This is a genomic window from Delftia sp. WY8 (genome assembly GCF_018437695.1).
In the GTDB taxonomy this organism is placed as follows: domain Bacteria; phylum Pseudomonadota; class Gammaproteobacteria; order Burkholderiales; family Burkholderiaceae_C; genus Comamonas; species Comamonas tsuruhatensis.
This window is the reverse complement of the sequence record NZ_CP049795.1, coordinates 3,331,728-3,343,414: the sequence shown is the minus strand read 5'-3', so window position 1 is coordinate 3,343,414 and position 11,687 is coordinate 3,331,728. Positions and strand designations below refer to the sequence as shown.

Below are 11,687 nucleotides of genomic sequence, written 5' to 3'. Positions count from 1 at the left end.
CAGTCCTTCTCGGATGAAAGTGGTTTGGCGCGGCGTCAGGCCGCAGCGAAGTGGTCGAATGAGGTCCACCGGGGCGCCATGGCCGTTCCGTCCGGGCCGATCAGCCGCAGGCCGGGCTGCTCCTCGATGCAGCCGATGCGCGTGACGCGCGTGGCGCTGTCGCGGCCTGCGAACTGCACGGCATCGCGCCGGTCGGCCGGGGCCGTGAAGCACAGCTCGTAGTCGTCGCCGCCGGACAGGGTGCACTGGTGCAGCAGGTCGATGGCCAGGGGCGTGTGCCGGCCGGCATCGAGCAGCGGCGTGATCAGGCGCGTGTCCAGGCTGGCTCCCACGCGGGATTGCTCGAGGATGTGGCCCAGGTCGCCCAGCAGGCCGTCGCTCACATCCAGCGCGCTGCTGGCAATGCCGCGCAGCGCCTGGCCCAGGGCCACGCGCGGCGTGGGCGCTTCCAGGCGCTGGCGCGCGGCGGCCAGCGTGCCGGGTGGCAGGGTGGTGTGGCCCAGCAGGGCTTCCAGCGCCAGGCGGGCATCGCCCAGGCTGCCGCTGACCCAGATGTCGTCGCCCGCGCGCGCGCCGCTGCGCAGCAGGGCCTGGCCGGGCGGCACTTCGCCGAAGACGGTGATGCAGATGTTCAAGGGCCCCTGGGTGGTGTCGCCGCCGACCAGCTCGCAGCCGTGGGCGTCGGCCAGGGCCAGCAGGCCGGCCGCAAACGCCTCGGTCCAGGCCGCATCGGCGCGCGGCAGGGACAGGGCCAGGGTGAAGGCCAGCGGACGCGCGCCGCAGGCCGCCAGGTCGGACAGGTTCACGGCCAGGGATTTGTGGCCCAGCAGGCGCGGGTCCACGTCGGCGAAGAAATGCCGGCCCTCGACCAGCATGTCGCTGGAGACGGCCAGCTGCATGCCCGGCGCCGGGGCGAGCAGGGCGCAGTCATCGCCCACGCCCAGGGCGGCGCGGCGCACGGGGCGCTGGAAGAAGCGGCGGATCAGGTCGAATTCACCCACGGTGGCGGCTTTCGGATGCGTTTGGCGATCAGGCTATTGTGCTGCGAGGTTCGTGCTGCGCCGTATCAGGTGGTCTCGCCCGCACCGGGCCGATGCTCCAGCGCCAGCGCGTGGAAGGCCTGGGCGGCCGGCGACAGGCTGCGCTGGCGCCTGCGCACCAGGTACAGGTCGCGCCGGCGGTCGGCATCGGCCAGCGGGCGCGTCACCAGGCCAGGCTGCACGAAGTGGAACAGCGCCAGGGCCGGCACCACGCTGATGCCCAGGCCCGCGCGCACCATGCCCATCACGGTGGCCAGGTGCTCCACCTCCAGCAAGGTGTTGAGGGGCGGGGCCTGCTCCTGCGATTCCAGGTACTGGCGCACGCTGCTGTGGCGCGCGAGCTGGATGAAGGGCTGGTCCCGCAGGTCGGCCATGGTTGGCGCGGGCAGGGCCGCCAGCGCATGGTCGGCGCGGCAGACCAGGTGCAGCCTGTCGGCGCAGAACCATTCGGCCTGCAGCTCCTCGGTGTCGGCGCGGATGGCGGCCAGCGCCAGGTCGGCCTGGCCCGAGGCCACCTGGGCGATGCACGATTCGGACAGCAGGTCCGACACCTGCAGCTGTATGCCCGGATGGCGCGCATGGAACAGCGCCAGCACGGGCGGCAGCCAGGCCGCCGCCAGCGAAGGCAGCAGGGCGATGGACACGCGCCCGCGCTGCAGCGCCGCCGCCTCGCGCAGGCCCTGCACGGCATCGCCCAGGTCGGCGCGAATGCGCTGCGCGGCATCGAGGAACTGCGCCCCCTCCTGCGTCAGCGCCACGTGGCGCGTGCTGCGGTCGAACAGGCGCACGCCCACGCCGTCTTCCAGACCCTTGATCAGGGCGCTGAAGGCCGGCTGCGACAGATGGCAGCGCTGTGCGGCCAGGGTGAAGCTGCTGAGCTGGGCCAGGGCGATGAAGGCATCGAGCTGGCGGGAGGAGATATTCATCGGGTTTTTGGATAAGTCGATCCGAACAATCGATTTCACAGATTAGCAGCGGCTGCCTACATTGGCTCTCATGGACAACCTGGAACCCTCTCTTGCCCCGGACAGGCCCCCGCTGTGGGTGGGCTGCGCAGCCGGCTTCTCGGGCGACCGCACCGATGCCGCCGCGCCCGTGGTGCGCGCCCTGGCGGCCAGCGGCCAGAGCGCCTGCCTGATCTTCGAGACCCTGGCCGAGCGCACGCTGGCGCTGGCCCAGCTCGCGCGGCGCGAGCAGCCCGACGCGGGCTATGAACCCCTGCTGGAGGACCTGCTGGAGCCCGTGCTGGCCGACTGCCTGGCGCATGGCATACGCATCGTCAGCAATTTCGGTGCCGCCAACCCCGAAGGCGCGGCGCGCTGCATCCAGCGGCTGGCGCAGCGCCTGGGCCTGCGCGTGCCGCGCATCGCCGTGGTGCATGGCGACGATGTCAGCGGCCCGGCGTACCGCGGGGCGCTGCGGGCCGCGCTGGGCGCGGAGTTTCCCGAGGATTCGCTGGTCAGTGCCAACGCCTACATCGGTGCCCGCGCGATTGCCGAGGCCCTGCAGGCCGGCGCCGAGATCGTGGTGGCCGGCCGCGTGTCCGACCCCTCGCTGACCCTGGGGCCGGCCATGGCGCATTTCGGCTGGGCCTGGGACGACTGGGACCGCCTGGCGCGCGCCACCATGGCAGGCCACCTGCTGGAATGCGGCGCGCAGGTCACGGGCGGCTACTTCGCCGACCCGGGCTTCAAGGACGTGCAGGGCCTGGCGCGGCTGGGCTATCCCATCGCCATCATCGAGCCCTCGGGCGACTGCACCATCACCAAGCCCGAAGGCACGGGCGGCCTGGTCAGCGAACGCACGGTCAAGGAACAGCTGCTGTACGAGGTGCACGACCCGGCCGCCTACCTGACGCCCGACGTGGTGGCCGACCTGTCCGAGGCCGAGGTGCACCAGGTGGGGCCTGACGCCGTGCGCCTGAGCGGCGTGCGCGGCCATGCGCACAACGGCCACTATAAGGTCAATGTCTGCCATGCCTCGGGCTGGCTGGCCGAGGGCGAGATCTCCTATGCCGGCCCGCGCGCCCTGGAGCGCGCCCGGCTGGCTGGCGAGGTGCTGCGCGAGCGCCTGGGCGGCGAGGCCGCCGGCGACCTGCGCCTGGACTGGATCGGCGTGGCCAGCGTGCTGGGCGACGACGCCGGCCGCTGGCGCGACGCGCAGCCGGCCGGCGCAGCCGCCCCCCAGGACGTGCGCCTGCGCGCCGCCTGGCTGCGCCCCACGCAGGCCCAGGCGCGGCGCCTGCCGCGCGAGGTCAATGCGCTGTACACCTGCGGGCCGGCCGGCGGCGGCGGCGTGCGCACGGCGCTGCGCGCGCGGCTGGGCACGGTGTCCTGCCTGCTGGCGCAGCAGAGCATCGCCACCGGGTGGAAGTGGGCCGAGGGAGAGATCGATAAAGGGGTCGACAAAGGGGTCGAGAAAGAAGCCGGGGAGCACGCCGCATGAACACACTGCCAACCACGATGCCCGTCACCGTGCCGCTGTACCGCCTGGCGCACGGGCGCACGGGGGACAAGGGCAACCGCTCCAACATCAGCCTCATCGCCTGGAATGCCGCCTGCTGGCCCGTGCTGGTGGAGCAGATCACCGAAGAGCGCGTGGCCGCGCACTTCGCCGCCCGGCGCCCGGCGCGCGTGCAGCGCTTCGTGCTGCAGCGCCTGCAGGCCATGAACTGGGTGCTGGACGCGGTGCTGGACGGCGGCGTCAACGATGCGCTCAACCTCGACAGCCACGGCAAGGCCCTGTCGTACTGGCTGCTGCAGATGCAGGTCCACATACCGGCTTCGCTGCTGCCCCACCTGGCGCCGGAGTAGCCGGCAGCACCCGCCCGTCACACATTCATCACAACAAAGGAGACAGACATGCACTTTTCGCACAACTTCCCCCGCCGCCATGTGCTCGCGCTGGCCGCCTGCGCGCTGGCAGCCGCCGCCGCACCGGCCCTGGCACAGGACTATCCGTCCAAGCCCATCACCTTCGTCGTGCCGTTTGCGGCCGGCAGCGCCACCGACCAGCTGGCACGGGCGCTGGGCCAGGCCGTGACCACGGCGACCAAGCAGGCCGTGGTGGTCGAGAACAAGGGCGGCGCCAGCGGCATGATCGCGGCCCAGCAGGTGGCGCGCTCGGCGGCCGATGGCTACACGGTGCTGATCACCACCAACACCACGCATGCGGCCAACCAGCATCTGTACAAGAAGCTGCCCTATGACGCGGTCAAGGACTTCGCGCCCGTGGCCGGGCTGGGCAAGGGCGGCCAGGTGCTGGTGGTGCGCGCCGATGCGCCGTACAGGAACGTGGGCGATCTGCTGGCGGCGGCGAAGAAGCAGCCGGGCAAGCTGTCGTTCGGCAGCGGCAGCTCCTCCAGCCGCGTGGCCGGTGAAATGCTCAAGCAGCTGGCCGGCGTGGACCTGATGCACGTGCCCTACAAGAGCAATCCGCTGGCCATCACCGACCTGCTGGGCGGCCAGATCGACCTGATGATCACCGACACCTCCACCGGCGTGCCCCAGGTCAAGTCGGGCAAGCTGCGCGCCCTGGGCTACTCCACCACCCAGCGCAGCCCGCAGCTGCCCGAGGTGCCCACGCTGGAGGAAGCCGGCGTCAAGGGCTATGACATGGGCTACTGGTTCGCCGCCTATGCGCCGGCCGGCACGCCCGAGGCCGTGGTGGCCCGCCTGAACCGCCTTCTGTCCGACGCCGTGCACAGCGCGGGCGCCAAGTCCTTCTTCGACATGTCCGGCTCCCAGGGCTGGACGGCCACACCGCAGGAACTGGCCGCCTTCCAGGCCGCCGAGACCCAGAAGTGGGGCCAGGTGATCAAGGCCGCCGGCATCCAGCCCGAGTAGGCCGCTCCCCGCTCTCCCGTTCCCTTTTTTTCCGAACCGTCCTAGGCCGCCGCAATGCACGGCGGCCAGGGCGCAGCCTTGCCTGTGCCATGACCCCAAGGAGACAACATGCACATCAGATCCACCCATCCACTGGCCCTTGCCCTGGCCGCATCCGGGCTGCTGACCGCCTGCGGCGGCAGTGACTCGCCCGCCGGTTCGCAGGCGCCGCGCATGCAGCTGAGCATCAGCGCCACCGAGGACTTTGCCGGCAGCTACGGCAGTGTCGGCGCCTACGAAAAAGTCACCGGCGTGCTGCGCGGCGAGCTGGACCCGGCCGACCCGAAGAACGCCGTGATCCAGGACCTGGCGCTGGCGCCCGTCAATGCGCGCGGCATGGTCGAGTACAGCACCGACTTCGTCATGCTCAAGCCCAAGGACATGTCCAAGGCCAGCGGCGTGCTGCGCTATGACGCGCCCAACCGCGGCAACATCCTGACCATGCCCAACCCCACGGCCACGCCCGGCGATGCGGTCTACCTGGAGCGCGGCTATGTGCTGCTGTACTCGGCCTGGCAGGGCGATGTGCCCAAGTCCACGCCAGCGCGCCTGACGGTCACCGTGCCCGTGGCCCGCAACAAGGACGGCAGCAGCATCACGGGGAGCTACCGCACCGAGCTGGTCCCGGCCGCCGCCGTGCCCTCCATGACCCTGCCCGGCGGCGTGTTCAACGGGACCATGATCCCCTACGAGCCCGCCAGCCTGGACAACACGCAGGCCGGCTACTCGCTCACGCGCCGCATCAACGAAACCGATGCGCGCCAGACCGTGCCTGCGGGCGACTGGAAGTTCGCCAGCTGCGATGCCGCCGCCAATCCCTTCCCCGGCACACCCAGCGCCACCAATGTCTGCCTGAAGGGCGGGTTCGATCCGCAGTACCTCTACGAGCTGGTCTATGTGGCCAAGGACCCCAAGGTCATGGGCGTGGGCCTGGCGGCGCTGCGCGATACGGTGAGCTTCTTCCGCGCCAAGGCGGCCGATGCCGACGGCAAGGCCAATCCGCTGGCCGGGCGCATCACGCACACCATCGGCCAGGGCACCTCGCAGTCGGGCAATGCCATGAAGACTTTCCTGCACCTGGGCTTCAACCAGGCGCTCGATGGCGGCAAGGTCTTCGACGGCATGTATGCCCACGTGGCCGCGCGCCAGACCAACATCAACACGCGCTTTGCCGTGCCCGGCGGCGGCGGCGGCCTGCGCACCGACCACACGGCCTTCGGCCAGACCGCGCCGCGCGGCCTGGACAAGGACTACAGCGATGAGGTCAGCGGCCGCCAGGGCGGAGTGATGAAGCGCTGCGAAGCCAGCAACACCTGCCCCAAGTTCTTCCTGGGCCTTTCGGGCACGGAGTTCTGGCAGCTGCAGGGCTCGCCCGTGCTGACCGATGCCAACGGCCTGCGCGACATCGCCCAGCCCGCCAATGCGCGCATCTACTACTACGCCAGCACGCAGCACGGCGGCGCAGGCGGCACGGCCAGCATCGGCTATGCGCCCACGCGCAATGTCTATCCGGCCGGCACCGTGGTGCACTTCAACGACACCTTCCGCGCGCTGTTCATCGCGCTGGAGGACTGGGTGGTGCGCGGCACCGAGCCGCCGGCCAGCCAGGTGCCCAGGCTGGCCGACGGCACCCTGGTGCGGCCCGACAAGCTGGTCTTTCCCGCCATGAAGGGCCTGAGCTGGAGCGTGGGCGGCGTGCAGACCGCCATCCCCGATTTCCGCTACCTGGCGCGCCACAACGGCTTTGCGCTGCTCGACTTCGGCCCGCAGTACGTGCCGCAGGACGAAAGCGGCATCGCCACGCTGCAGCCGCCGCGCGCCACGGGCAAGGACTACGCCATCCTCGTGCCCCAGGTCGATGCGGCCACCGGCCTCACGCGCGCAGGCATCCGCAGCGTGGAGGCGCGGGCACCGCTGGGCACCAGCATGGAGTTCAACTACGTGGCCACGCCGGGCATCGTGGACCTGTCCAACCTCACGGGCAGCTTCATCCCCTTCCACAAGACGCGCGCGGCGCGGCTGGCGGCCGGTGACGGGCGGCCTTCACTGGAGGAGCTGTATGTCGACCAGGCCGGCTACGTGAGCGCCGTCACGGCTGCGGCCCAGGACCTGGTGCGCCAGCGCCTGCTGCTGCAGCGCGACGCCGACGCGCAGATCACCGCCGCGCGTGGGGCGGCGGTGCTGCCTTGAGCCTGCGCTGAACGCAGGCCTCAGACGGCCTGGCCGCGAAAGCGCATGGCCGCCTGGCGCGAGACCTCGGCCAGCAACTGCTCGCTGCGCTGGCGTTCGCGCAGCCAGCGGGCATCGTTGCTGCCGGCGGCCACGTCGCTGCGCAGCAGGTGCAGGGCGGGCGCGGCGCCATGGCGGGCCGCGTAGTCGGCCACGGCATCCATGGTCTTGAGGATGTGGTCGGCCAGCGGCATGTGCTCGCCCGTGGCCGGGTCCACGTACACGGCCTCCAGGCCGAAGCGGCAGGCCTGGAAGCGGTTGTAGGTGTAGACCAGGTAGTCGTCCTCCACGGGCGTGAAGGGCTGGGTGTCCATGAACCAGGCGGCCAGCGCCTGCACATAGCCGGACAGGGCGGCTGCGCGCTCGATGGTCAGCGGCGTGTCGAACACGCGGATCTCGATGGTGCCGAACTCCGGCTTGGGCCGGATGTCCCAGTAGAAGTCCTTCATGCTCTTGACCACGCCCGTGCGCGTCATCTTGTCGAAGTACTGCTCGAACTCGCTCCAGTGCAGCACGCAGGGCGCGCGGCCCGACAGCGGAAAGGCGAACACCGAGTTCAGCCGCGCCGAGTCGAAGGCCGTGTCGTGGCCCTGCACGTAGGGGCTGGAGGCCGACAGCGCAATGAAGTGCGGGATGTAGCGCGACATGCGGTGCAGCATCAGCAGGGCCGCATCGGCGTCGGGGCAGCCGATGTGCACGTGCTGGCCGAAGATGGTGAACTGCTTGGACAGGTAGCCATACAGCTGCGACAGCTCCTGGAAGCGCGGCTTGTCGTAGATGCGCCGCTCATGCCACTGCTGGAAGGGGTGGGTGCCGCCGCCCACCACGGCGATGTTGAGCTTGTCGGCGCTTTTGACCAGGGCATCGCGGATCTGGCTGAGCTGGCCCAGCACCTCCGAGGCCGAATGGCAGACGCTGGTGGAGATCTCGATCATGCTGTTCGTCATCTCGGGCACCACGCTGCCGGGCAGCGGGTTCTTGAGCATGAGGCGCAGCATGTCCTCGGCGTAGGGGGCCAGGTCGTAGTCGTGGGTGTTGACCAGCTGCAGTTCCAGCTCCACGCCCAGGGTCAGCGGTTCGGACGAGTTGAAGGCTTCAAGACTCACGTTCATCTCCTGCGGTGTTCGAGCGGCTCAGCGGCTTCCAGGGACGGGAGCTTTCGCCGGAGCGGTAGATGGCCACGGTGGCCAGGGCGGCGCCCAGCACCTCCATCACCAAAATGGTGGGCAGGGCCACGCCTGCGATCTGCGCGCCCAGCTCGGGCGCGGCGGCCACGAACTGCGAGGCGATCAGCAGCGCCACCGATGACATGGGCGCCATGGCGCAGCCCACCCAGAAGGCCTGGCGCCAGTTGGCGCCCGTGCCCACATTGCCCACGGCCACGCCCAGGGTCTTGGCGACCAGGCGCGCCAGGATCACGGCGCCCACCACGCCGGCCACCGGCGCGCTCCAGTCGGCCTGTGCGGCCACGGTGGAGACCAGCACGAACATCAGCATGGTCAGCAGCGAGGCCGCCGTGCCCAGCTGGCGCGGCCACGCCCAGGGGCGCGGGTTGAACTGCTTGAGCAGGATGCCTCCCAGCAGCGCCGCCAGCGGCGCCGAGCCGCCCAGGTACGAGGTCAGCGGCACGCTGGCCGAGATCAGGGTGAGAAAGAGGATGGAGGTGTTCTCGCTGGCCGGGCTCATGAAGCGCAGCGCCAGGCGCATCAGCACGGCCAGCACCAGGGCCACGGCCACCGAGACGCCCAGCACCACCAGCACCGGCATGATCGAGGCCACGAAGCCGGCCTTGGGCTGCGTCAGCATGCCCGCCTTGGCGCTGCCCAGGGCCAGCGCATACAGCGTGGACAGGGTGGACAGCACCAGGCCGCGATCGGTCACGGCGCCTGCGGCACGCATGTCGGCCACCACGCGCGTCAGCACCAGGGGCGAGGCCGCCATGGCCACCAGGGCCAGCGGCCCGGCCACTTCGGGGGCCATGCCCAGCCAGCCCAGCACCAGGGAGACCAGCACGTAGGTCAGCGCGGACTCGGCCACGCTTTGCACCAGCACCATGGGGTTGTGGCGGAACCAGCGCAGTGTGATGCGCCCGCCGCATTCGAACAGCACGATGGCCACGCCCAGCTCCAGCAGGAACAGCCCCGTGCCCTGCAGCGGCCAGGTGGTGTTGGCCCCAAAGCCGATCAACCCGGCAATGCCGCCGACCAGCGAGTAGCCGACCACCTTGGGCAGGGCGGCATGGCGCTGGCAGGCATAGCCGACCATGGTGGCCACGGCCAGCAGCAGGGACCACTGAACCGTGGCCAGCCCGGCCGAAGGCCGCAGCCACGGTTCCCAGAAGCTCAGCATGTCATTCATCAGCGACGTCCTTTGCGCGAGCCAGTGGCCCGCAAGCGAAGCTCCGCAAGGCCTTCCCTGCGGCGCGGGCAAGCCCGCGTCCCGTGCGCCTGGCACGGGGACACTTCGTTGGCGATCCACTGGCGTGACTGCCAAGCTGCAAGGCCGGGCGGGCACGCCAGCACGTGGGTTCCGCGTGGTTCCCGAGGTCCCGCAGGCTCAGGGGCGGAAGAAACTCAGCGGCGCTGTGCGCAGACGGCGGCGGATGGCCGAATAGATGCGCGAGCGGTCGACTCCGCTGACATTGTGTGCCCTCAGCGCAACGCGGAATGCCAGATAAAAGCTGACAGTGACGTTCAACGCGCCATTGATGGGCAGTAGGGCAATCGCCCACCAGAACATGTCGGAGTGCAGAACCTCCCAGCCCAGGGCGGCCATGGCGGCCCCGATCTGGCCGGCCGACAGCGTGACGTGGCGCACCTCCAGCCCCAGGCCGAAAAAGGCCGCGAAGGCCGGCACCAGGCCCAGCATCATGCCCAGTGAGACATTGGCGGCAAAGCCCGAGATGTTCTTGCGCCAGAAATGCGCCCAGCGATCCGCGCGCCCGGCGCCCAGCCAGCGCGTGATGCCGGGGTTGTAGCGGATCACCGAGTCCAGGCGGCGCAGCACGAACCAGTTCTCGGCCCAGCCCGCGATCAGGCTGCTGGCAAACAGCAGCACGCCCGTGAAGGCAGCGAACAGCGGCGACAGGCCCAGCAGGCTCAGCGAATCGAGCACGGCAATCGCATGCGGCTCGTCGATGGGCGTGTGGCCGAACAGCTGGGCATAGCCCAGCGACAGCAGCAGCACCATGGGCAGCACCACCAGCACGTTGCCCAGCACGGCCGCCACCTGGGAGCGCACCAGGTGCGCGACCTCGTCCACGAATTCCTCGATGGCCTCGCTGGCGCGCAGGTCCTTGAGCTTGGCGGCCATGGCCGGCGCCGTCATGGCCGGCTGCTTGGTGGCCACCGTGAAGTGCAGCAGCTGGATCAGCACGAAGCTGATGGAGTAGTTGATGCCTGCGGCCAGCCCGCCCCAGAACGCCGACAGCCCCAGCGCGTAGAGCGCGAACTTGAGCAGCGTGGTGAAGGCCATCACGAAGCCGCCGCCGGCGGCCTTGGTCACCATGGACAGGTACTCGCGGCCTGTGCGCGTGATGTAGTGCTCGCCGGTCTCGGCGCTGCGCTCGGCCACCTTGGCGGCCAGCAGCGAGGTATTGGTGGCCAGCAGGGCGCGCAGGCTGCGCCGCTCGATGCCCACGGACACCAGGTTGGCCAGCAGGTCGGCCGTCTCGGTGGCGCGGTTGTCGGCCAGCAGGCAGTCGAGCAGGCGCCTGACGCGCAGGATGCGCGCGCGCAGCTGGCGCAGGCGAAACACCAGGCCCACCGAAATGCCTTCGGACTCGAAATGCGCGTACACCGATGTCACGGCCGCGCGGCAGGCATCCAGCCGTTCGCGCAGCCGGGCCTCGGCCGCGTCGCGCCGGTCGTTGGTGCGCAGCGCGTGCAGCACCTCCACGCGCAGGCTTTCCGCATCGTGGATCAGGGCGTGGAAGGGCTGGTCGTCGCGCGCCTGCTCGTCCATGCGCAGGCGCAGCTCGGGCGAGAAGCCCGTGGACAGGATCTGTCCCGTGCAATAGGTGATGGAGCCCAGCAGGCTGTTCTGCCAGAAGCTGCTGCCCTGGCCCTCGCTGCCATCGGTCAGCAGCAGTGCGATGCGTTCGAGCAGCGGCGCCTCCAGCGCGTGCAGCCAGCGCGCGTCGAATTCGTCGGGCATGGCCAGCATGAACAGCTCGGAGGCATCCACCGTCTCCGGCGTGCTGGGCAGCAGCTTGTAGCGCACGCGCTCGGACAGCTCGCTGAACATGTTGGTGCGCGGCGCAAAGCCGAAATCGGCCAGCAGCGCCGTGATGTCCACGGTATCGATGAAGCGCAGCCACCACGCATGCAGGCGCTGGCGCACGGCCGGATCGGCCTCCACGGCCTCCACCAGCAACTGCACGCGCTGCACCGCGCCGTCCACCGACGGCTTGGGCGCGCGCACCCACTCCAGCAGGTGGATCAGCCAGATATGGCGGTGCGCGAGGTCGGCCTCGGGGTCGAGTGCGGCCAGAAGGCCGGGCAGGTCTTGGGTGATTCGCTTCATGTAGGGGTCT

Annotated in this window: 9 protein-coding genes; 4 read left to right on the top strand and 5 right to left on the bottom strand. The window is 70.2% G+C overall.

Features of this window, described 5'->3' with window-relative positions; all coding sequences use genetic code 11:
* Positions 1-35: 35 nt before the first annotated feature.
* Both thiL and G4D77_RS15420 read right to left on the bottom strand, forming a co-directional pair.
* Positions 36-1,001 (bottom strand): thiamine-phosphate kinase, encoded by a 966-nt coding sequence (thiL, locus tag G4D77_RS15425; protein ID WP_154836265.1) that lies wholly within the window; start codon positions 999-1,001, stop codon positions 36-38.
* Between the two features lie 65 nt (positions 1,002-1,066).
* Positions 1,067-1,966, bottom strand: coding sequence for a LysR family transcriptional regulator (locus tag G4D77_RS15420; RefSeq protein WP_096914574.1), 900 nt, complete (start codon positions 1,964-1,966; stop codon positions 1,067-1,069).
* A 70-nt stretch (positions 1,967-2,036) separates the two neighbouring features.
* Here G4D77_RS15420 and G4D77_RS15415 point away from each other — a divergent pair, with 70 nt between their 5' ends.
* The 4 genes from G4D77_RS15415 to G4D77_RS15400 all read left to right on the top strand — a co-directional run bounded on the left by G4D77_RS15415 (position 2,037) and on the right by G4D77_RS15400 (position 7,114).
* The gene (locus G4D77_RS15415) at positions 2,037-3,485 is read left to right on the top strand and encodes an acyclic terpene utilization AtuA family protein (protein ID WP_154836263.1); all 1,449 of its coding nucleotides are present in this window, start codon (positions 2,037-2,039) and stop codon (positions 3,483-3,485) included.
* Positions 3,482-3,853, top strand: coding sequence for an AtuA-related protein (locus tag G4D77_RS15410; RefSeq protein ID WP_013804720.1), 372 nt, complete (start codon positions 3,482-3,484; stop codon positions 3,851-3,853). Before G4D77_RS15415 ends, G4D77_RS15410 begins: the two co-directional genes overlap by 4 nt.
* 48 nt (positions 3,854-3,901) lie before the next feature.
* Positions 3,902-4,885, top strand: a complete 984-nt coding sequence (locus G4D77_RS15405) for a Bug family tripartite tricarboxylate transporter substrate binding protein (protein ID WP_154836261.1) — start codon at positions 3,902-3,904, stop codon at positions 4,883-4,885.
* 108 nt (positions 4,886-4,993) lie between these two features.
* Complete coding sequence (locus tag G4D77_RS15400; RefSeq protein ID WP_154836259.1) at positions 4,994-7,114, top strand: alpha/beta hydrolase domain-containing protein; 2,121 nt, start codon at positions 4,994-4,996, stop codon at positions 7,112-7,114.
* A 20-nt stretch (positions 7,115-7,134) separates the two neighbouring features.
* Here the strand turns inward: G4D77_RS15400 and G4D77_RS15395 are convergent, their stop codons facing one another.
* The 3 genes from G4D77_RS15395 to tlpB all read right to left on the bottom strand — a co-directional run bounded on the left by G4D77_RS15395 (position 7,135) and on the right by tlpB (position 11,677).
* On the bottom strand, positions 7,135-8,259 hold the full coding sequence (locus G4D77_RS15395) for a YbdK family carboxylate-amine ligase (protein ID WP_013804717.1): 1,125 nt from the start codon (positions 8,257-8,259) through the stop codon (positions 7,135-7,137).
* Entirely contained in the window at positions 8,249-9,511 is a 1,263-nt protein-coding gene (locus G4D77_RS15390; RefSeq protein ID WP_016450606.1) for a cation:proton antiporter, read from the bottom strand. Before G4D77_RS15390 ends, G4D77_RS15395 begins: the two co-directional genes overlap by 11 nt.
* A 198-nt stretch (positions 9,512-9,709) precedes the next feature.
* On the bottom strand, positions 9,710-11,677 hold the full coding sequence (gene tlpB / locus G4D77_RS15385; RefSeq protein WP_061289849.1) for a transporter-like protein TlpB: 1,968 nt from the start codon (positions 11,675-11,677) through the stop codon (positions 9,710-9,712).
* Between the last annotated feature and the right edge of the window lie 10 nt (positions 11,678-11,687).